This window comes from Vibrio sp. QJM3NY_21 (assembly GCF_057785975.1).
Genome location: NZ_CM173513.1, coordinates 1,371,450 through 1,392,445 on the forward strand (window position 1 = coordinate 1,371,450; position 20,996 = coordinate 1,392,445).

Consider the following 20,996-nt stretch of genomic DNA (forward strand, 5'->3'; position numbering starts at 1 on the left):
ACCAATTCACACTATTATAGAAATTAGGTCCAATCATATGGATAGCAGCAATAGTTGTTAACGTTAGTGATAAAATCTCCGGCTTATTAGAATTTATCTAGGTAGTACAATTAGATGGCGCGTTATGAAGAGCTTGCAAAGGATATTCGAACTCAGATCGCTAATAACACTTGGCGATCCGGAGAGAAGATCCCTTCGGTACGCATGAGTTGTCGAAATTACAACGTCAGTAATAGTACTGTCTTACAAGCCTACCAATTGTTAGAAGGCGAAGGGTGGATCATCGCTAAGCCTCAGTCGGGCTACTTTGTTGCACCACGTGTGGACGGCGTTGATTATGAACTGCCGTTAGTACACCAAAAGAAAGCCATTAATGATCGCTTATTCGACTTTTTGAAGTCGAGTTCCGCAGAAGGTGTGATTCCTTTTGGCTCAGCATTCCCAGACCCTGATCTGTTTCCTTTACCTACCTTGACCCGAAATCTCGCGAGTGCTGGCAGAAAAATGACTGGCGCGAGTGTCATTAATAATCTGCCACCGGGCAGTGAGTCCTTAAGAAGACAAATCGCGCAGCGTTACCTGCAACAAGGCATTACGGTTAACCATCAAGATATCGTGATTACCTCTGGCGCAATGGAAGCGCTTAACTTAAGCCTGCAAACGGTTACTAAGTCGGGTGATAATGTTGTGATTGAATCTCCTGCTTTCTATGGTGCTTTACAGGCCGTAGAGAGGTTAGGACTCAATCCTATCGAAGTGGATGTTTGTCCAATCAATGGATTGAATATTGAGCAGTTTGAAAGCGTACTACAAAACCAAGATGTAAAAGCGTGTTGGTTGATGACGACGTTTCAAAACCCGACAGGGACAAGTTTGTCTGAAGAAGCGAAGCGCCGTGTGGTTGAGATTGCAGAACAACACGAAACCTACATTATTGAAGATGACGTATATGGTGACCTCTACTTCGAAGGGCATAAGCCCAAGCCACTAAAAGCCTTCGATAAGACCGATTCTGTTCTGCTTTGTGGTTCGTATTCAAAAAGTTTATGCCCAGGTTATCGTGTGGGGTGGGTTGTTAATACTCGTTTCAACGATGCCATTCAAAAGCTTCAGCTCCTTTCTACGTTATCAAGCAGTGCGCCTGTTCAGCTTGGTGTCGCACACTTTTTAACGCATGAAAGCTATGACAATCATCTTCGTAAATTGCGTAAAAATCTTCTAGTGAGAAAAGAGCGATTCATTGAGGTCATCAAGCAGTACTTCCCGCATTCCGTCGAGATTGAAGAACCGGCTGGTGGATACTTCATATGGATTCGTCTTTCCACCAAATTCGACAGTCAACAATTTTACCAACTAGCGATTGCTCAGGGGATCAGTGTCGCTTCAGGCGATCTGTTTAGTGAGCAGGGCAGAGTAGATAACGCGATCAGATTGAACTTCTCTTATGAACTCACAGAAGAGAAAGAACAAGCACTAATCTTGCTTGGCAAACTGGCACATCAACTTACGCATTCGTAAAACCTTAAGTCACTCATAAAACAGACCATGATTTCAACTGTACGGATTGTTTCTGGCGCAACTGTACGCCTTGTACAACAAAGAGTTGTGATTCAATACAGTTAGACCAAATATTGGAGATACCGTTATGTTGAAAATGACTATGGGAAATGAAGTTAAGCTGATTATTGTCGCGATTGTGTGTGCACTTCTGCTTATTCTCGGCCACGTATTGCTGGCAAAAGCCTTCGCTGATATGGCTTGGGCTGAATATACAACAGCGGCTATCCCGTTCGTTATGATGGCAATCTGCGGTCTCGCGATAAAATACGCTATCGACCAAGATGTCGATTAAGCCGATTATTCAGTCGAATTATTTTAAGCCCTGCCAGAATTTGGCAGGGCTTTTTCGTTTTAAATGACCTGAACTTTTGAATAATTGCATTAAACCTGAGCTCTGAAGGCTATCTCATACTTTAATGCCACAGGCTTTGTAAGTCTGTGTAAGCGAGAAATGGTGATTATTTGGAATATGCATCACCTTTAGTCAAAAACTTGTCTTATTGGTTGTGCTAGGAAATAACCAGAGCCTACCTTTCGCCGCTATATATTCACGTCAATTATTGGTCGCTATGCGATAAAAGTGACCAGAGTAAAGGCTTACAGTACCTTACAGGTTTAAATTTCCCATTTATTACAATTGGTTATGACTAATTGAGATGCGGGATTATCAGATTGAAATATACAAAAACAAACCTGTGCATGTTGGCTTTGTTAGCCACCAATGCTTCAGCAAGCGAACTCCATGTTGATTTGAATCGACTAACCAATTTTTCGGAAGTTGGAACTAATAGATTGTCTATTACCAGTGAATTTATCGGCTATGAGCTTGATGAGGGAAAGTATCGTTACGCAAGAGATGTTGACTTAAACGGCTTAGATTGGGCTTTTCTTTATGGAGAGCATCAAAGAAAAGATAAACCCAATAGCGCCTTAATTGGTGATGTGAAGGTTATTGGTGATTTAAAACAAGTCGCTAATTCAGAGACTAAAAATGCAGTTGGCAATCGTTACTACTGGCAAGACGGCGACTCTACGGATTATAACCAAGAGCAGGCTTTTTCAGGTTTACTTGTTGGTTCTAGTGGTTTTTCTTTTGACGTTCAGCCGAGTAAAGAAGGGCGATTTTCTGTAGAGCTTTATACACATAATTGGCTGTCTTCTGCTGATGTGACGGCATGTATTAACAAGCAGTGCATCACAATTAAAAATGACATTTCATTTCACATGACCAGTGTCAAAAATACGATTGTTTTCGAATCTCAATCGCCAGATGACATCGTAGAAATCTCATATTCACGCCAATATAGGCAGTTTGATTTTGAATCGAGACAAGGCTATCACGCTATTGAGGCTATCCAGTTGAGAGAGGTTGAGTAACATGAAAAGAATCATTCTAGCATCAGCAATTGTAGCGACTTTTTCTGCTCACTCAGGTCTCGGGAAAATGGATCGTTCGGTCACTCAACACAAAACGTTCGCTCTACAAACTCAGTTCGATTTTGCATGTCATATGAATGCAGGCTCGGCAACGTTGATTGACCCTTACTGGGTGATAACGGCAAATCACGTATCAGGCTCTAAAAGTGAAGGGTATGAAAATGCAGTAACTTGTTCTTCTTATGAAAAAGATGAGAACGGTAAGTACAACGTTATTCATACATCACGTGCGACTACTGACCCTGATGGTGAGTGGGGGGAGTATGAATTTACCGATGGCATTTATGATTTCGCTCTGGTGCGCTTAGACACGCCAATAACCGGTATTAAACCTGCGAAGTTACCAGAGAAAGGGATGTTCGATCATTCAGAGGTTTATGAAGTAAATAGCGTTGGCTTTGGCAACTACAACGGCCGTAATGGCGGAAAGAAATTTGTTAAGTACAATGACACAGATAAGAAATGGTTAGCTGAATATAAATATAACCCGGTGATCATGCCTCAAAGTGATTTGCAGTGGCTGATCATCCATGGCGACTCAGGTTCAGGCATTACGATTGAACGAGACGACGAGTTTTACATTATTGGAGAAATTGGCCTTCAATATTATGGCGAGCTTGGTTGGCAAGATACCTTTGATGATGTTTTGGGGAGATTAGATTCCTTAAACAAGGATATGAGAACGCATGGGTTTAGTTACTCGAAGCCAGTAAATCTTGGTGACGTAAGATGGACGCCAACGACCCAGAACAGTATCGAAGATCTTCATGCCTTTTACAGCTACTGGAAAGCTGGAAGTATGGACTTTAATGGTACTTATTGGACGAAGGATGGCGGTATTTACAACACCGCTTATGCGCAAGAAGGTGAAACGTACACTTTTGAAACTGTCATTCCTGCAAACCCAAAAGCGCCCGCTTTTGATGTGTTTGTAAATGGTCGTCAGGTTGCTCATAACATTAGGGCGGATAAGGATAGTTTATTCTTTAAAGTGAATGCTTTTGAGCAAAAGGGTGATCAGATGGTGATTGAATTTAAGCCGCTAGAACAGACGGGCGAGAAGATACTTTTAGATCACTTTTTGGTTCGTACTGTCGAGTAGATTTAGCTGTTAAGCTTTTATCAGTAGGCGCTTATCAATGGCGCTTATGAACATGCCCTTATAAATGAGCGCGTATAAAAAAACCTCCGTATATACGGAGGTTTTTATCTATTTAATTATCTATACTGACTTTTCTGAAAGAAGAAAGCTGAGATTAGAAGTTAGCAGAGCGTGGCGTACGTGGGAATGGAATCACGTCACGAACGTTGCCCATACCTGTTACGTAAGATACTAGACGCTCGAAGCCAAGACCGAAGCCTGCGTGTGGCACGGTGCCGTATTTACGTAGGTCGCGGTACCAGCTCATGTGTTCTGGGTCGATACCCATACCAATCATGCGCTCGTCTAGAATGTCTAGACGTTCTTCACGTTGTGCACCACCGATGATTTCACCGATGCCTGGTGCAAGTACGTCCATTGCTGCAACTGTTTTACCGTCGTCGTTTAAGCGCATGTAGAAAGCTTTGATGTCTTTCGGGTAGTTCTTAACGATAACAGGCGCTTTAAAGTGCTCTTCAGCTAGGTAACGCTCATGCTCTGAAGACATGTCGATGCCCCACTCAACGTCGAATTCAAATTTCTTACCAGAATCTAGTAGGATTTGGATTGCGTCAGTGTAGTCAACTTGTGCGAAATCAGCGTCTACGAATTGCTCTAGACGAGTGATTGCTTGCTTGTCGATGCGAGAAGCGAAGAACTCAAGGTCGTCACGGCGCTCTTCAAGAACCGCTGCGAAAACGTACTTAAGCATGTCTTCAGCCAGTTTTGCTACATCGTCAAGGTCTGCAAACGCAACTTCAGGCTCAACCATCCAGAACTCAGCTAGGTGGCGGCTTGTGTTTGAGTTTTCAGCACGGAACGTAGGACCGAACGTGTAAACTTTGCTTAATGCACAAGCGTAAGCTTCAGCATTAAGTTGGCCAGATACTGTTAGGAAAGTTTCTTTACCGAAGAAATCTTCGTTGAAGTCAACTTTGCCTTCGTCAGTGCGAGGTAGGTTTTCCATGTCTAGCGTAGATACGCGGAACATTTCACCAGCGCCTTCTGCATCAGATGCAGTGATAAGCGGAGCTGAAGTCCAGAAGAAACCTTGCTCGTGGTAGAAACGGTGAATCGCTTGCGATAAACAGTTACGTACACGTGCTACTGCGCCGATCACGTTAGTACGTGGGCGTAGGTGAGCAACTTCACGAAGGTATTCGATAGAGTGACGTGTCTTAGCCATTGGGTAAGTGTCAGCGTCTTCAACCCAGCCTACAACTTTAACGTCAGTTGCTGCTAGTTCGAAGTCTTGACCTTTCGCAGGAGACTCAACAATCTTACCAGTTACTTCAACAGAGCAGCCAGTTGTTAGCTTTAATACTTCGTCTTCGTAATTATTAAGATTATTAGGAACCACGGCCTGAATCGGGTCGAAACAAGAGCCGTCATAAATGGCAAGGAAAGAGATTCCAGCTTTGGAATCACGACGTGAACGGATCCAGCCGCGAACAGTTACTTCACTGTCTACCGCTAGCTTGCCGCCAAGTACGTCTGTTACAGGCGCGTAAGTCATGTTGATTTCATTCTCCATTGAGGGACAAATTCAACTCAAAGGTACTGGCATTAATACAAACAAATAGACATTTGCATAATAATTAGCCGAAACATTGAGTTGTATAAACTTTTTAAATCGATTGAACATATTACCTGTCATACAGACAGCTTCAACCTTTATTCTTGCTCGACGAAAGAAATATTGTGTCTACAGACAAGAAAAACCACTAAGGGTTGTTTTTTTGTTCGATTTCATGCGGTGTAATTGCCGTTAGACGTTTATAAACGTCATGCCGAAGTTAGGTTATTAAACTAGGTTAGTAACGGTTTTAGTGAATAGCAGTAACCGTTGACGAGCTGGTATAGGTTTGGAATCTTTGTTTGCAATAATGAATGTGTGATTGCATCAAGACTCACTTTATATTGGCGCGGCTCAAGCTAGCTCAATGCTTACGATCCAACTGAATACTTACGATCTAGTCTAATGTTTACTCGCTAGCTTAATTTTTACGGTTTACCTTAGTGCCTATTATTAATCGGCTTGAGCTTACTTAATCAATAGCAAACCAATCACAAACCAGAGGAGTTTAATATTCACGTGTTAATTACGCCGCCTTAGCCCCTGCATTCTCTCTACACCCGCACTTTTCGAGCGCTCGCTCATTCAAGAAAAACAGTCGATCAAATTATGTCTGAACAAGGCAGGACTGGCTGTACAAGTAAAAGAGAATTACATGCTTAATTATTTAAAAAAACACTGGTTATCAAACGTTAAAGGAGATTCATTATCTGGGATTGTGGTTGCACTCGCATTAATCCCTGAAGCTATCGCATTTTCAATTATCGCAGGCGTCGACCCTAAAGTAGGGCTTTATGCTTCTTTCTGTATCTGTGTTGTAACCGCTTTGGTTGGCAGTCGTCCGGGGATGATCTCTGGGGCAACGGGCGCAATGGCGCTGTTGATGGTCACCTTAGTGAGAGAGCACGGGTTAGAGTATCTGCTCGCCGCTTCATTTCTTGCAGGCGTGATTCAAATTGCCGCGGGTTATCTCAAGCTGGGTAACTTAATGAACTTTGTTTCAAAATCAGTCATAACGGGTTTTGTTAACGCACTCGCGATTCTTATCTTCATGGCGCAACTCCCCGAACTCATCAATGTGCCATCAAGCGTTTACCTGTTAGTCGCTCTTGGTTTAGCGATCATTTATCTGCTTCCTTATTTCCCTAAATTAGGCAGTGCGATACCGTCTCCATTGATTGCCATCGTAGTACTTACTATCGTCAGTCTGCTCTTTGGTTTGGATGTCAGAACAATTGGCGATATGGGTAAGCTTCCCGATTCACTCCCGGTATTTTTGATTCCTAATATTCCATTCACGTTTGATACGCTGGCGACCATACTTCCTTATTCTATTGCTCTGTCCCTCGTAGGCTTATTAGAGTCCTTAATGACAGCGACGATCGTCGATGATCTGACTGATACAGAAAGTAATAAGAACAATGAATGCAAAGGGCAGGGCGTAGCGAACATCGTGGCATCTTTATTTGGTGGTATGGCGGGATGTGCGATGATCGGCCAGTCGATCATTAACATCAAATCTGGCGGCTTAACCCGATTATCCAGTCTGATCGCCGGGGTTGTTTTACTGCTAATGGTGGTGTTTGTTTCTGATTGGTTGAAGCTGATACCGATGGCCGCTTTAGTGTCTGTGATGATCATGGTTTCAATCGGCACGTTTTCATGGCGTTCTGTTGTTGAGCTTAAAGACCACACACTCCCAACTAACGTAACCATGCTAGCAACCGTGGCGGTGGTGGTGTTTACTCACAATCTCGCAATAGGTGTTGCGGTTGGCGTGGTGCTATCGGCTCTATTTTATGCACATGCTAGCAAGTCGATGGTCTTTATATCCGATGAAGTGGTGACTAACGAAATGCACACTACCCACCGAGTAAAAGGTCATGTCTTCTTTGCTTCTTCAGATGCGTTTGTCGATCTATTTGATTATGACAATGCCACGTCTTTAGTGACCATCGATATTTCGGATGCGTCTTTCCTAGATAACACGTCGGTTGAGGCGCTTGATAAGGTCGTATTTAAGTTCCGTAAAAAGGGCGCTTATGTAGAAGTCGCAGGAATGGATACCGTGAGTGCGAATCTGATATTCAAACACGCGATGTACCACAAGCATAAAGATTTAACTGCGGTTTCCATTACGCACTAATCGTGGTTTAAGGTACTTTGAAAGCCTGAACTAGGCATTGTTATGAAGATAAAGCGCTCATCTTTGAGCGCTTTTTTTGTTGATGTCGGTCGGGGAGTTCTAACGACCTATGACTGACCTTTATCGTTGGTGTTTGAGTTCGATAAGGTGAATTGGTTGATAAGAGATTCAAGGTGATCAGACAGCTCTTCTAAATCATTACTGATTCCACGAGTCTCAGCCGCAGACTGCGATGTGTTGTCGGCGTGAGAAGTGATGGTTTCAACTTTTTGTTGAACATCTTCAGTTGCGTGTGTAGTGGATTGCGTCTGTTGTTGAATATTTTTCGCATGAGCCAGCACTTGTTTCATTTCTTCAACGACACCATTCATTTCAACGGACAGAGCGTCGATATCTGTTGAGCTTTGATGTGCTTGTTCGCAAACACGGTCGGCCGAAGTTAACGACTCTTCGCTACCTTTTTGGAACTGATGGATAATCGATTCAATACTGCCTGTCGCTTCAGCCGTTCGTGATGCAAGATTACGAACTTCATCTGCCACTACCGCAAAGCCCCGACCTTGTTCTCCCGCGCGAGCAGCTTCAATCGCTGCATTCAAGGCGAGCAGGTTAGTTTGATCGGCAATGCCTCGAATAACGCTCAATATTGAAGAGACCTCTCCGGTTTGCTCATTGAGTGTCAGTATCTTGTGTTTCACTTCTTCTATGCTGCTGACTAGGTTCTTTATCTCACTGCTTGCATCATGTGCTTGGTTAGCACTTTTACAGGCCACATCAGCGGTATGATTGATGAGTTCTGAGGCGGTTAAAGTGGCTTGTTCTACATTGACTTGCTGCGCCTGTATCCCTTCTATATTGTTTTGTACTTCAGCGGTTTCGTTTTGTTGATCGCTGGCGGCTTGCTCGGTAATTTGTGCAACACTGGTCAGTTGGTTGGCTGAAGCATTCAGTTTGTGTGAGGTGTCTTGTACCCTCTCTAAGCTGTTGGAAACAGTGCCCATGAACGAGTTGATGGAGTTAGCAAGCGTACCAATTTCATCTTTGCTTTGCTCTGGCAGCCGAGTGGATAAGTTTTTATCGCTGCTGACTTGGGTCATAAAGCGAGAGGTTTGTTGAAGCGGGCGGACGATTATCTTGCGAATCAATCCCATAGTAAGAACGAATCCGGCAAAGGAGATCACCGCCATGATACCGATCGCTGTCATCGTTTGAGTATTGATCAGCGAGTTGACATGGCTAAGGTTATATTCAAGTCGAATTGCACCTAATACTTCCCCTTCTGGCGCCATATGACATGCCACACAATTGGTGCCGCGATAGTTCTCGCTCGATTTCATGGGCAGAGCAATAACCAAGCCTTTTCCCCAATCGGCAGAAAAGGGTTCGATAACGGTTTCACCCGCTAGCGCTCGTTTATCAATATCATCAACAGGCGTTTGGTTGTCATTACCAGGCCCGTATAACTTACTCACCGCATCAGCGCGCAATACACGAACATTTTCAATGCCTTCTTGAGCTAACGCTTTCTGACGAAGGGTCTCTTTTTGTGCCATAGTGCCAGTGAGCATCATCATATTGAGGCTATCGAAATAGTTGCTCGCTTTATCGTGAAGCTGCTCACTTAACACTGAGTTTACAAGTTGCTTTTGCTGCGAATATTGAAAGTAGGTCGATATTGCTAATAGAAAAGTGAACACAATGGCGAGGGCCACTAGGATTTTAAAGGTGATTGTTGAGCGCATAAGGTGTTTGTTTTTATTAATTATAATGACGCGCATACTTTACGTGTAAGAGACTCTACCACCTATGAGGTATAACTGATTGTGTGACCACACTCCGGTTGTGGTTATGTTTCTGTGATGTAGCGAGTTTGTGATGATGTTCTTTGGGCGAATGAAAGGGAGTTTATCGTTAAATTTTAAGGGTATGAAAAGCCCAATAAACGTACATGACTTAAATAAACATGTTCAGCGGACTGTATTGATACTGGCCAAGCGTCACTATTAAAATCCACCTGTTAAAACAGGTGGATTTTTACTTTTACTTTTACTTTTACTTTTACTTTTACTTTCAATTGCCGACTGCCAGTTAACTGACGGTTGAAAGGGGAATGGCGTCAGAGATTGATTTCTCTAATCTGATGGCGATAAATTTCGAGGTAGGAGTAAAGGTTCGTTCACCATAGCTGTCTAGAGGAACCAAAGGGTTGGTTTCAGGATAGTAAGCCGCCGCCTGACCCTGTGGAACGTCATAAGCCACCAAGGTAAACCCTTTCACTTTTCTCGTTACACCATCTTCCCAAAGCGACACCATATCGACCTTGTCACCCGGGTTAAAACCGAGCTTCAATATATCGGCTTCATTGATAAACAAAACTTCGCGCATACCAAAGACACCGCGGTAACGATCATTCAAGCCATATAACGTGGTGTTGTATTGGTCATGGGAACGCATGGTTTGCAAGATCAGATCGGGTTTAATATCACCCTGCAACACCGCTTCATTAATCAGTTGTTGTGGTAGTTCATTGGAGCCAAATTGCGCTTTGCCGCTGAGGGTGTTCCATTGACGATTTGCGGCAGGATTGACTAAATGAAATCCACCCGGATTTTCCAGTTTCTGATTGAAGTCAGTAAAGCCCGGAATCGTATCTGCAATGAGATCTCGAATATGCCCATAATCTTGAATGACCCAATTCCAATCTATTGGATGGCTGCCCAGTGTGGCGTTGGCAATCCCCGCAACAATGGCTGGTTCAGAACGTAAATGCTCTGATCGAGGTTCGAGCTGTCCGTAAGAAATGTGAACCATGCTGAAGGTATCTTCAACGGTGATGCCTTGTGGCCCATTAGCTTGTGTATCGATTTCCGTACGTCCCAAACATGGCAGAATCAGGGCATCTTGACCGGTAACAAGGTGAGAGCGATTGAGTTTGGTTGAGATATGAACGGTTAGGTCACAATTTTTCATCGCCAGATGCGTGCGAGGAGTATCGGGTGTGGCTTGCGCAAAATTACCACCTAAACCAATAAAGACTTTAGAGCGTTTTTCTTCCATCGCTTTAATCGCTTGTATGGTGTTGTGGCCTACATCACGTGGGACATTGAAGTTAAAGCGGCGTTCAATGCTATCAAGCAATTGGTCTGAGGGTTTTTCATCGATACCCATCGTACGATCGCCTTGGACATTACTATGTCCCCTAACCGGTGATAGCCCAGCACCCGGCTTACCGACGTTGCCGCGCAACAATTGCACATTGGCTACTTCTTTGATGGTTTGTACTGAATGACGATGTTGTGTTAGCCCCATCGCCCAACACATGATCACTTTTTCTGAACGGCGGTACATGTCTGCGACCATTTCTATTTCGCTTAAAGCTAACCCCGATTGTTCAGCGATATGCTCCCATGTTGTCGCATCAACTTCTGCTAAGTATTCATCAATACCTGTGGTGTGTTCGTTGATGAATTTACGATCAAATATGGCTTTTCCTTCGGTTGCGAGCGCATCACGTTCCCATTGCAGCAAATATTTAGCCATCCCACGAAAGACCGCCATATCGCCACCTAATGCTGGTCTTAAATAAGCGGTATTGGTTGGTTTTGAACCATTGCTTAACATTTCAACCGGAACTTGAGGATTTTGGAAACGTTCAAGTCCACGTTCTTTCAATGGATTGAAACAGATCACTTGAGCGCCGCGTTTTACCGCTTCACGCAATGGTTCAAGCATGCGAGGGTGATTAGTACCTGGGTTTTGCCCGAGCACAAAGATCGCGTCTGCTTGTTCAAAGTCGTCAAAAATCACGGTTCCTTTGCCCACACCGACCGTATCTTTCATGCCAATTGCACTGGCTTCGTGGCACATGTTTGAACAGTCAGGGAAGTTATTTGTTCCAAACGCACGGACGAAGAGTTGGTACAAAAACGCCGCTTCATTACTGGCTCGACCCGAAGTGTAAAATTCGGCTTGATGTGGCGAGTCGAGTTGCTTCAAATGGTTGGCTACGAGCGAAAAGGCTTCGTCCCACTCGATAGGAATATAGTGGTCGGATGCTGCGTCGTACTTCATCGGATGGGTTATTCGGCCTTGGTATTCCAGCCAGTAGTCTGTTTGTGATGACAAGGATGTTACGCTGTGTTCGGCGAAAAACTCAGGATCCACAAATCGATTTGTGGCTTCCCAGTTCACGGCTTTTGCACCGTTCTCACAGAAGTTCACTTTACTGCTGTGTGGAGATTCCCCCCATGCGCATCCCGGACAATCAAAACCACCGTTTTGATTCGTTTTAAGCATTGTTCGAATGTTTTTGATGGCGTTTTCGCTGCCCCACCAACTCTTAGTGACGGCTTTTAACGCCCCCCAACCACCAGCAGGACCTTTATATTTTTTTATCTGTTCTTTTTGGCTCACAACTGCACTCCTCACACACGGGAACGGCAGTAAACAAGGGAACCGGTAAAAACAGGCGCGTTATAAAAATAAGGCGGGAGTAAAACGGTTTTGATTATTTGGTATCGATACCTGTTTACTGCTTTGAATATTTAGAAATAGACTGGCTAATTGTTTGCCATGATCTAAATCAAAGGTTATGCCGTTAAGGGGCGGTGCGTCCAATTGATATTGCCGACTAAGTGATAAATAGAATCTATCATGGCGAGTAAATATGGAAAGTGTCGCTTTTGTCACAGTGATAAATAGATTCTTCATAGTGATAAATAAAATTTATTAGCCAGTGCGATGTGAGCTCTATTTTACGAGAGATTTGTTAATCAGCCTTGATATAGCTGAGTCTCCCATGATAGTTGCTGTCTATCACGCTATAGATAATTTAGATTTGACCTATATTTAAATTAGGCATACTTTGATTTAAATCAAAAATACCGTTGTTATTTTAGCTGTTGCTTTACAGATTGAGCTATTTCCCGTGATAGGTATTTTCAATCACAGAGAACCGTTAATGTACGACGAACGCGAAGAAGACGCTTCATTTCAAGGTTTTACTAATCATTCATGGATATAAAACAACTTAAGTATTTAATCGCTTTAGATCAAACGAAACACTTTGGTCAGGCTGCGACACTTTGTCATATTACTCAGCCTACGTTGTCGATGAGGATAAGGCGTTTAGAAGAAGAGTTAGACCTTGAGTTGATTTCAAGAAGTCAACGTTTTGAAGGGTTTACCGAAGCGGGTGAACGTATATTGGCTTGGGCAAAGACCGTCTTAGCGGCTCATGACGGTTTACAAGCCGAAGCGGCTAACTGCCGTGGCCAACTGGTCGGCTCGCTAAGAGTTGGCATGGTGCCTTTAGCCAGTCAAAACCCGATGCAGTTGATTAAGCCTTTAGCAGAAAAATTCCCTGAACTTCGCTTTCAAATTTTGTCGATGACATCTGAGCAGATCATAGACCAGCTCAATCGTAACCAACTTGATTTAGGCATGTGTTACACCGACCAGATCAATACGGCTTATTTTGACGTTATAGAAATGAACTCGACGGATTTAGGCATTCTGTATGATAGCCGATTCTTTGATTTTGCTGAGTCGGAAGTCTTATGGGAATCACTCAATAGCATTCCTTTGGGGCTTTTGTCTAAAGGTATGCATTATCGTCATTCGATTGATTTGAGCTTTGGTAGTAAAGGCCTAGTTCCGCAGACTTTGATTGAAAGTAACTCTACGTTTCACCTGATCCAAGCCGTTACCAGTGGCCTGTGCTGTGCTGTTATGCCGCTTAACTCTGGATTGGAAGAACTCAATGAACAACTGCGTATCGTACCTATAGAAAAAGCCGTGGTGCATTCGCCTCTAGGTCTACTTAAGCGTAAACAAGAACCTTATTCGGCACTCACTGATCAGTGTTTTGCTGAAGCAAAACACTTGTTTAATCAGTGATGTTTGTTTAACCAGTGATGTCTATTTAATCAGTAATACTAGTTTAATCAGTAACGTTTTCAGTCTGAGTCGATATCGTCAAGCTGACCGTCTTTCCGGGTGATTTTATGAGATGTATAACTCAATCCTATATTGAACTGCCTGATTTTAATCAAGCGCCTCCACAGCCCAATGCCATGAGTTATCGAGAGCTTACGGGCTATAGCATGGTGGTGGATGCACCTCTGGCAAACGAATCTGCATTGGCGATCAGTTATAACGGGATCAGTCAGGCGGTTATGATGGTGACACCCGGTCACATGGAAGACTTTGTGCGCGGTTTTAGTTTAAGCACCGGTATTGTAAAAAAATTCAGTGAGATTCGTGATATTGAGATTGGTGGCAATGGTGAATCTCATTTCGCGCAAGTAGAAATCAGCAACCGTGCTTTTTGGGACATGAAAACTCAGCGGCGTAACTTGGCTGGAACGACAGGCTGTGGTTTGTGTGGTGTTGAGGCGCTTGAACAAGCACTTCCGGATTTGGTTCCATTGCCATCGTCATTACCACCCAGTCCACTGGTTTTTCAGGGGTTGAGAGGGCGAATTGCTGAACATCAAAAAGCAGCCAAAATATCCGGTGCTTTACATGCCGCTTTGTTTGCGAATTCGAAAGGTGAAATTTCACTTTGTCGTGAAGACATCGGCCGCCACAACGCACTGGATAAACTAATTGGGGCGATGGCCGTGAACGAGATCAACCCTAAGTCGGGTTTCGCCATTATGACGAGTCGTTGCAGTTTAGAGCTTATTCATAAAGCCGTGCGTGCTGAAATCGCAACCTTGGTTTGTTTGTCGGCTCCGACCTCATTGACGGTCGAATGGGCAAGACGTAATCGCTTAAATCTGATTCACTTACCCAACAGCAGTCCACCTCGTTTATATAGCCCTGCGCCTTAATGTCATGTTTTTGTTTGGATAAAAAGAGAGACCATTGTGTCTCTCTTTGGTTTTTATGATAAATGATTATTGTTTTACGCGGTTTGGTGGTTAATTTATATCCAAATGGCTGTTTTGTTCAATTTAATAGCAAAAAATGTGGTTATAGCGTTGTGTTTCAAAGCTCATTCGATAAGATGAAAACACCTCTAATGATAGAGGTAGGGCAGCAATGGATACGCTGCTTCAATTACTATGGAATGTGACTTAATTATTGGACACATACATGAAATTCAAGATTACATCACCGATTATTGAACCTACGGAAGGTTCACCACATCAGTTAACGCAAACTCACGCTTCTCGTTTTACCTCTTTTAAGACAAGCTCCCCTTTGAACACCTTGTTCGACCACGTCTCTGCACGCTTCTTTACCGCTTATCGCTCCTATTGTTATTCGTTTTATAACTCTATTTCTATCTGAACTCCTTTGTCATCCGCTCGATGTACGAAGACTCACATCTATAAAAACTAAACAAATAAGTTAAAAACAATGAATATTAAAATGATGGGTAGCTCCCTAATTATCGCTGGTACCGCTCTCGGTGCTGGTATGCTTGCGATCCCAATGGTATTAGCTCAATTCGGATTGCTTTACGGCACACTGCTGATGGTACTGATCTGCTTCGGTACGACTTACGCAGCATTATTACTTCTAGAAGCGACCATCAAAGCGGGTGGCGGTCTAGGACTAAACTCAATTGCCCGAAAAACCTTGGGTAAACAAGGTCAGTTACTGACTAACGGCTTGCTATACGCGTTATTGATTTGCCTATTGATGGCCTACATTCTAGGCGCAGGTGATTTACTGAGTAAGTTACTGTCTAACTTTGGCGTTGAACTCACCGCGACCACGAGCCAAGTCGTGTTTACGTTACTTGCTGGCGCTGTAGTCGCAAGTGGCACTGGTGTGATTGATAAACTCAACCGTGCACTGTTCTTCGTGATGCTTGCTAGCTTGTTTGCAACCATGGTGTTCTTAGCGCCGAGCATGACTCAAGAAAACTTGATGCAGGTAACCAGCCATGACCACGTTGATCTAATCAAAACTAGTGCCATCCTGTTTACGAGCTTTGGCTTTATGGTTGTGATTCCAACCTTGGTTTCTTACAACCACGAAGCGACAGACAAACAGCTGCGTAACATGGTGATCGTCGGTTCTCTGATCCCATTAGTGTGCTACTTGTGTTGGTTGTTTGCGGTAGTGGGTAACCTGAGTGAAGAGCAATTCAGAAGCTTTAAAAATGTGTCTGACTTGATGGCTGCGTTTGAAGCTCAGTCTCCTTGGGTGGGTAACGTTCTGTCTACCTTCACTGGCTTAGCGTTGCTGACCTCTTTCTTTGGTGTAGCAATGGCGTTGTTCAACCAGAACAAAGACATGTTTAACCAAAACACAGCGGTTACTTACTGCATTAGTTTCATCTTGCCGCTGGCGGGTTCACTGCTTGCTGCGGACAAGTTCCTACAAGTGTTGAACTATGCAGGCATCATCTTAGTGTTCTTAGCCGTGTTTGTTCCTTTGATAATGGTTCACAAGCAGCGCTTTATGAAAGTAGCGGAAGGCAGATACAGCGCTGAAGGTGGCCGACCAATGATGCTTTTCTCATTGTTGTTTGGTTGCTTCCTGCTTATCTCGCAAGTGATTTAATCTGGCTATTTGGCTATTTGGCTATTTGGCGAGTTGAGTAAATACCTCGCCAAATTTCAGATACAAAAAAGGAACGCCTCGGCGTTCCTTTTTATTATTTGTTTGTTAATTCAGATTTATTAACATACAACCTTAACAGCCAAACCACCTTGAGAAGTCTCACGGTATTTTGCGTTCATGTCTTTACCTGTCTCTAGCATTGTTTCGATAACTTTATCTAGAGAAACAGTAGGAGCAGAAGAGCGACGAAGTGCCATACGAGTTGAGTTGATTGCTTTCACTGCAGCAATACCGTTACGCTCGATACATGGAACTTGTACTTGGCCAGCAACTGGGTCACACGTTAGACCTAGGTTATGCTCCATGCCGATTTCTGCAGCCATACATACTTGCTCAGGGCTACCACCCATAAGCTCAGCAAGACCAGCAGCAGCCATAGAACATGCCACGCCAACTTCGCCCTGACAGCCAACTTCAGCACCAGAGATAGAAGCGTTACGCTTGTAAAGACCACCGATCGCACCAGAAGCTGCGAAGTAACGGATGTAGTCTTTCTCAGTTACTGTTTGAATGAACTTATCGTAGTAAGCCAATACCGCAGGGATAATGCCACACGCGCCGTTTGTCGGTGCTGTTACTACACGACCGCCAGCAGCGTTTTCTTCATTTACTGCGAACGCAAACATGTTCACCCAATCAACAACCGTCATTGGATCGTTGGTTGTTTTTTCTGAAGTAATCAGAAGCTGGCGAAGTGAAGCTGCACGACGAGGAACACGCAGTGGACCAGGCAAGATACCTTCAGTATTCATACCGCGATCCATACACTCACGCATCGTTCTCCAGATGTTAGCGAAGTAAGTGCGAGACTCTTCGTCTGAGTGGAAAGCCGCTTGGTTTTTCATAACCAGTGTACTGATAGAAAGACCGCTTTCTTTACACTGATTAACCAGCTCTTCAGCTGTTGTGAATTCGTATGGTGCTTTAATTGGGTTTTCTTCTTCTTTGCCGAAGCTCTCTTCGTCAACGATGAAACCGCCACCAATTGAGTAGTACGTTTTTGAGTAAGCTACTTCGTCATCAACCCAAGCATGAATGCTCATGCCATTCTCGTGTAGAGAAAGGTTCGAAGTATGGAAATTCATTCCGCCATCTTTCGGGAACGAAACAGTATGACAGTGCATACCAACAGGTAGACGTTCAGTTTCTTCTACGCGAGCAATGAAGCCTGCGATAGAGTCGATATCCACTTTCTCAGGAGTATTGCCAGCAAGACCCATGATGATTGCGATATCTGTGTGGTGACCTTTCCCTGTCAGTGATAGTGATCCATATACGTCCACGGTGATTTTAGTGATGTCGCGCAATTTTCCCATTGAACGTAGGTCATCAATAAACTCTTTACCCGCTTTCATTGGTCCAACTGTGTGTGAGCTCGATGGACCAACACCGATTTTATAGATATCAAATACACTAATCATAGCGATTACCTCAAAAAGAGAGCCTCCCAAGGGGAGTAGGGAGGCTCATTTATTATCATTATATTTTTTGTCTAATCTCGCGATATAAGATGGATGCCATCTTATAAAAAAGGCTTGAGATTAAAGAGCGCCGTAGATTACAGAACTAATAGCCGCTAGACCACATAAAGCTGTAAAGATTTGCACAGGTGCTGAAGTTTTGTACTTAGCCATTGCTGGTACTTTCTGCATCGCGAATACAGGCATTAGGAACAGGATAGCTGCAATCATTGGAGCACCCATTGTTTCAATCATACCTAGGATGCTTGGGTTAACTACCGCAACAATCCAAGTTGTAACAACGATGAACGCTAGAGATGCTTTTTCAATCGTGCTGATTGAAGAACCAGAGCGAGATTTGATTAGACCAACAAGACCTTCATGAGCACCTAGGAAGTGACCGAAGTAGCTAGAAGTAATCGCTGCGAACGCGACTAGAGGACCCATGTAAGAGATAAGTGGAGACTCGTGAACGTTAGCTAGGTAAGAAAGTACAGAGATGTTTTGCGCTTGTGCTGTAGCTAGTTGCTCTGGAGATAGAGAAAGCACTACAGAGAATACGAAGAACATTACAAAACCCATCAGCATCATTGCTGCGCCGCCAGTGATCGCGTCAGTTTTCTTAACTGCGTCTTCACCGTATACACGACGTTGCTCTTTAGAGAACTGTGAAATGATTGGGCTGTGGTTGAAAGAGAACACGATGATTGGAATCGCAAGCCAGATAATAGAAGGCATTGAAGACCATTCTGGGCTTGTTTCCATCATTGAAGTGTTCCATTCAGGAACTAGGTAGAAAGACAGCGCTAGTAGGACGAATACTAGTGGGTAAACCATTGCTGAAGTTGCTTTAAGCATCAGTTCTTTACCGAATACAACACCTGCTGTCATAGCAAGGATCAGTGCACCAGAAAGAAGAGGACGTGGAATAGATTCCATACCCATTTGGTTTACTAGGAAAGAATCAACCGTGTTTGTGATACCAACACCGTAGATAAGAACGATTGGGTAGATAGCGAAAAAGTAAGCAAAAGTAATAATGTTTGCGCCAGTCTTACCGAAGTGCTCTTCAACTGTGTCTGTAATATCAGCTTCAGGGTTTTTAGCAGACAGTACGAAACGAGCTAGAGATTTGTGTGCGAACCAAGTCATTGGTGCCGCGATTAGAGCTAGGATAACTAATGGCCAAAAACCACCCGCACCAGCTTTGATTGGAAGGAATAGTACGCCAGCACCAACTGCTGTACCGAATAGTGATAAACACCAGGTAAAATCTTTATAGTTAAACTTGCTTGAATCTTTAACGGCATTTGCCGAAGAAGTTGTTGTGTTCATGTTAAATTACTCATTTTTTGGGAACAGGAAATAAGTTGGGGCTAATTCTGCAGAATTTTCTTCTGCAAAAAATAGATCTAAATCATGTAATGAAACGGCGTGTCACATGATATGCGAAAAACGGATTTTTGATCACGAAATTGGCGTGCTACAGGTGATTTATGTTCATGCTAGGTATTAGTTTTTATTATGCGAGAGGTGGGGTTGTTCAGATTTATACCAAGAAAACGTTTGCGTAAAATTGCATTAATAAATCTGTTCTATAGAAAGGCTGGATTTTGTTAACAGAGATTAAACAAAACGTAGTTTCTATGTAATTTGTTGCACTACATGTCGCTGCAGAGATTGGATGATTTGAGCTGTAACGCCCCAAATTAGGTGCTCTTCGAAGGGCATCGCAAAAACACGATGCTTGATTTGTTTAACGTTAACTGTGTGGCTGTGCAACTTAGCTTGGTCTAAAACATAGGTGGCAGGCACCTCAAAAATCGAGGCCACTTCGTTCTCATCGATGATGGCTTCATAGTCAGGATCGACCATTGCAACAATCGGTGTCACAGAAAATTTACTAATAGTACTCAATGCAGGTAATTGGCCAACAATTTTAACTTGATCCGATCGAATTCCCACCTCTTCGTGGAGTTCTCTAAGTGCAGTAAATTGCATAGAAGGGTCGGAAAGTTCGTGTTTACCCCCAGGAAAGCTGACTTGGCCTGGATGATGCTTTAAATGAGCGGCTCTTTTAGTAAAAATGACATGTAAACCATCTTCTCGTTCTACTAAACCGACCACCACTGCCGCTTTGCGCAATTGATCGCCACTGATATGCGAAACACGCTCTACAGATTCAGGATGATAGCCAACCGTAGGGTTAAGCTGGAATTGTTGAAGGAAGTTTTCTTTATTCATATCAAGCCAATATATTGATTATTATGATTTTAAGTATAGGCATAACCGTGGGCTGATTACCAATTTTGAGTGTGTCTTCATTTACTTACCCTTAGTTCAGTCATTAACTAAGCATAATAAAGGGGAGGGGCTGTCACCCATCGCCTCAAAACGAGGGGTTTTGCTATATTCAATATTTGTACATTTCCGAGTAAGCGTTACCCATGTCATAAAATTAGGTGATGAAACGTAGTTTTTTTGTTTAAGAATTTGATAACAATAACTTAGTAGACCATTCTAAAAAGAAATAGAAGAAAAGGTATGAGATGAAAGGAATCATATTCACCGAATTTTTAGAGCTTGTTGAAGACAAGTTTGGGCTGGAGCTTTTGGAAGAAGTTTTAGAGATGTCAGAAGACGAAGGGATCTACACGTCGGTCGGAAGCTATGACCACAAAGACCTTGTCAGGTTGATTATCAACTTGAGTAAGAAAACCGATATTGATGCAGCCAGTTTACAGCGTGTTTTTGGGCAGTCAGTCTTTAAGAACTTATTGGCCTCATTGCCTAATAAAGCGAGCCTTGCTCATAGCACGACCACCTTTCAATTTATCCAACACGTAGAGCGCTATATTCACGTTGAAGTGAAGAAGCTCTATCCGGATGCGGAACCGCCTGAATTCAGCTTTATTACCACGACTGAAGCACAGCTTGTTTTTGACTATAAAAGCGCAAGGTGCATGTCTCACGTTTGCTTAGGGCTTATTGAAGGGTGTGCTGAATACCACGGTGAATCTATCGCGGTTGAAATGACGCCGCAAAATGATGACCAAAGCGTGGTTAGGTTTAATCTCAAAGTAGAAAAGTGAT

At 43.4% G+C, this 20,996-nt stretch carries 16 protein-coding genes; 10 read left to right on the top strand and 6 right to left on the bottom strand.

Annotated features, from left to right (window positions below):
- Positions 1 to 114 precede the first annotated feature (114 nt).
- The 4 genes from AC3CID_RS06250 (at position 115) to AC3CID_RS06265 (ending at position 4,099) form a co-directional block, all read left to right on the top strand.
- Positions 115 to 1,518, top strand: a complete 1,404-nt coding sequence (locus AC3CID_RS06250) for an aminotransferase-like domain-containing protein (protein WP_488527103.1) — start codon at positions 115 to 117, stop codon at positions 1,516 to 1,518.
- 127 nt (positions 1,519 to 1,645) lie between these two features.
- Positions 1,646 to 1,852 carry a hypothetical protein gene (locus AC3CID_RS06255; RefSeq protein ID WP_004734707.1) on the top strand — a complete coding sequence of 69 codons (207 nt, stop codon included), beginning with the start codon at positions 1,646 to 1,648 and terminating at the stop codon, positions 1,850 to 1,852.
- Between the two features lie 407 nt (positions 1,853 to 2,259).
- Positions 2,260 to 2,937 carry a hypothetical protein gene (locus AC3CID_RS06260; protein ID WP_488527273.1) on the top strand — a complete coding sequence of 226 codons (678 nt, stop codon included), beginning with the start codon at positions 2,260 to 2,262 and terminating at the stop codon, positions 2,935 to 2,937.
- A gap of 1 nt (position 2,938) precedes the next feature.
- Complete coding sequence (locus AC3CID_RS06265; protein ID WP_146458110.1) at positions 2,939 to 4,099, top strand: trypsin-like serine peptidase; 1,161 nt, start codon at positions 2,939 to 2,941, stop codon at positions 4,097 to 4,099.
- 154 nt (positions 4,100 to 4,253) lie between these two features.
- On the opposite strand, the gene asnS is transcribed toward AC3CID_RS06265, so the two are convergent.
- The gene (gene asnS, locus AC3CID_RS06270) at positions 4,254 to 5,654 is read right to left on the bottom strand and encodes an asparagine--tRNA ligase (protein WP_065678729.1); all 1,401 of its coding nucleotides are present in this window, start codon (positions 5,652 to 5,654) and stop codon (positions 4,254 to 4,256) included.
- Between the two features lie 715 nt (positions 5,655 to 6,369).
- Between asnS and AC3CID_RS06275 the strand changes: the two genes are divergently transcribed.
- Complete coding sequence (locus AC3CID_RS06275; RefSeq protein ID WP_237290627.1) at positions 6,370 to 7,860, top strand: SulP family inorganic anion transporter; 1,491 nt, start codon at positions 6,370 to 6,372, stop codon at positions 7,858 to 7,860.
- A 107-nt stretch (positions 7,861 to 7,967) separates the two neighbouring features.
- Here AC3CID_RS06275 and AC3CID_RS06280 read toward each other — a convergent pair whose 3' ends face one another.
- Complete coding sequence (locus tag AC3CID_RS06280; protein WP_488527104.1) at positions 7,968 to 9,602, bottom strand: methyl-accepting chemotaxis protein; 1,635 nt, start codon at positions 9,600 to 9,602, stop codon at positions 7,968 to 7,970.
- Between the two features lie 346 nt (positions 9,603 to 9,948).
- Positions 9,949 to 12,273, bottom strand: coding sequence for an FdhF/YdeP family oxidoreductase (locus AC3CID_RS06285; RefSeq protein WP_488527105.1), 2,325 nt, complete (start codon positions 12,271 to 12,273; stop codon positions 9,949 to 9,951).
- A gap of 600 nt (positions 12,274 to 12,873) precedes the next feature.
- Between AC3CID_RS06285 and AC3CID_RS06290 the strand changes: the two genes are divergently transcribed.
- The 4 genes from AC3CID_RS06290 to AC3CID_RS06305 all read left to right on the top strand — a co-directional run bounded on the left by AC3CID_RS06290 (position 12,874) and on the right by AC3CID_RS06305 (position 16,383).
- Positions 12,874 to 13,758, top strand: a complete 885-nt coding sequence (locus AC3CID_RS06290; protein ID WP_004734714.1) for a LysR family global transcriptional regulator AcsS — start codon at positions 12,874 to 12,876, stop codon at positions 13,756 to 13,758.
- 107 nt (positions 13,759 to 13,865) lie between these two features.
- Positions 13,866 to 14,696, top strand: a complete 831-nt coding sequence (gene fdhD / locus AC3CID_RS06295; protein WP_102446893.1) for a formate dehydrogenase accessory sulfurtransferase FdhD — start codon at positions 13,866 to 13,868, stop codon at positions 14,694 to 14,696.
- 265 nt (positions 14,697 to 14,961) lie between these two features.
- Positions 14,962 to 15,159: a hypothetical protein gene (locus AC3CID_RS06300; protein ID WP_131825228.1), complete on the top strand. Its 198-nt coding sequence runs from the start codon at positions 14,962 to 14,964 to the stop codon at positions 15,157 to 15,159.
- Positions 15,160 to 15,240: 81 nt separating this feature from the next.
- Positions 15,241 to 16,383, top strand: coding sequence for an amino acid permease (locus AC3CID_RS06305; protein WP_488527274.1), 1,143 nt, complete (start codon positions 15,241 to 15,243; stop codon positions 16,381 to 16,383).
- Positions 16,384 to 16,502: 119 nt separating this feature from the next.
- On the opposite strand, the gene AC3CID_RS06310 is transcribed toward AC3CID_RS06305, so the two are convergent.
- The 3 genes from AC3CID_RS06310 to AC3CID_RS06320 all read right to left on the bottom strand — a co-directional run bounded on the left by AC3CID_RS06310 (position 16,503) and on the right by AC3CID_RS06320 (position 20,147).
- Entirely contained in the window at positions 16,503 to 17,864 is a 1,362-nt protein-coding gene (locus AC3CID_RS06310; protein WP_054546558.1) for an L-serine ammonia-lyase, read from the bottom strand.
- 120 nt (positions 17,865 to 17,984) lie between these two features.
- Positions 17,985 to 19,238, bottom strand: a complete 1,254-nt coding sequence (locus tag AC3CID_RS06315; protein ID WP_004734718.1) for an aromatic amino acid transport family protein — start codon at positions 19,236 to 19,238, stop codon at positions 17,985 to 17,987.
- Positions 19,239 to 19,547: 309 nt separating this feature from the next.
- Positions 19,548 to 20,147 (bottom strand): CoA pyrophosphatase, encoded by a 600-nt coding sequence (locus AC3CID_RS06320; RefSeq protein ID WP_017080578.1) that lies wholly within the window; start codon positions 20,145 to 20,147, stop codon positions 19,548 to 19,550.
- Between the two features lie 305 nt (positions 20,148 to 20,452).
- Between AC3CID_RS06320 and AC3CID_RS06325 the strand changes: the two genes are divergently transcribed.
- On the top strand, positions 20,453 to 20,995 hold the full coding sequence (locus tag AC3CID_RS06325) for a heme NO-binding domain-containing protein (protein ID WP_017080579.1): 543 nt from the start codon (positions 20,453 to 20,455) through the stop codon (positions 20,993 to 20,995).
- The last annotated feature ends 1 nt before the right edge of the window (position 20,996 follow it).

Bases quoted from the DNA above. Each gene is read 5' to 3' on its own strand.
- AC3CID_RS06265 (WP_146458110.1), top strand. From the start codon at position 2,939: ATGAAAAGAATCATTCTAGCATCAGCAATTGTAGCGACTTTTTCTGCT.
- AC3CID_RS06310 (WP_054546558.1), bottom strand. From the start codon at position 17,864: ATGATTAGTGTATTTGATATCTATAAAATCGGTGTTGGTCCATCGAGC.
- AC3CID_RS06290 (WP_004734714.1), top strand. From the start codon at position 12,874: ATGGATATAAAACAACTTAAGTATTTAATCGCTTTAGATCAAACGAAA.
- AC3CID_RS06305 (WP_488527274.1), top strand. From the start codon at position 15,241: ATGATGGGTAGCTCCCTAATTATCGCTGGTACCGCTCTCGGTGCTGGT.
- AC3CID_RS06260 (WP_488527273.1), top strand. From the start codon at position 2,260: ATGTTGGCTTTGTTAGCCACCAATGCTTCAGCAAGCGAACTCCATGTT.
- AC3CID_RS06325 (WP_017080579.1), top strand. From the start codon at position 20,453: ATGAAAGGAATCATATTCACCGAATTTTTAGAGCTTGTTGAAGACAAG.
- fdhD (WP_102446893.1), top strand. From the start codon at position 13,866: ATGAGATGTATAACTCAATCCTATATTGAACTGCCTGATTTTAATCAA.
- asnS (WP_065678729.1), bottom strand. From the start codon at position 5,654: ATGACTTACGCGCCTGTAACAGACGTACTTGGCGGCAAGCTAGCGGTA.
- AC3CID_RS06300 (WP_131825228.1), top strand. From the start codon at position 14,962: ATGAAATTCAAGATTACATCACCGATTATTGAACCTACGGAAGGTTCA.
- AC3CID_RS06275 (WP_237290627.1), top strand. From the start codon at position 6,370: ATGCTTAATTATTTAAAAAAACACTGGTTATCAAACGTTAAAGGAGAT.
- AC3CID_RS06320 (WP_017080578.1), bottom strand. From the start codon at position 20,147: ATGAATAAAGAAAACTTCCTTCAACAATTCCAGCTTAACCCTACGGTT.
- AC3CID_RS06250 (WP_488527103.1), top strand. From the start codon at position 115: ATGGCGCGTTATGAAGAGCTTGCAAAGGATATTCGAACTCAGATCGCT.
- AC3CID_RS06315 (WP_004734718.1), bottom strand. From the start codon at position 19,238: ATGAACACAACAACTTCTTCGGCAAATGCCGTTAAAGATTCAAGCAAG.
- AC3CID_RS06280 (WP_488527104.1), bottom strand. From the start codon at position 9,602: ATGCGCTCAACAATCACCTTTAAAATCCTAGTGGCCCTCGCCATTGTG.
- AC3CID_RS06255 (WP_004734707.1), top strand. From the start codon at position 1,646: ATGTTGAAAATGACTATGGGAAATGAAGTTAAGCTGATTATTGTCGCG.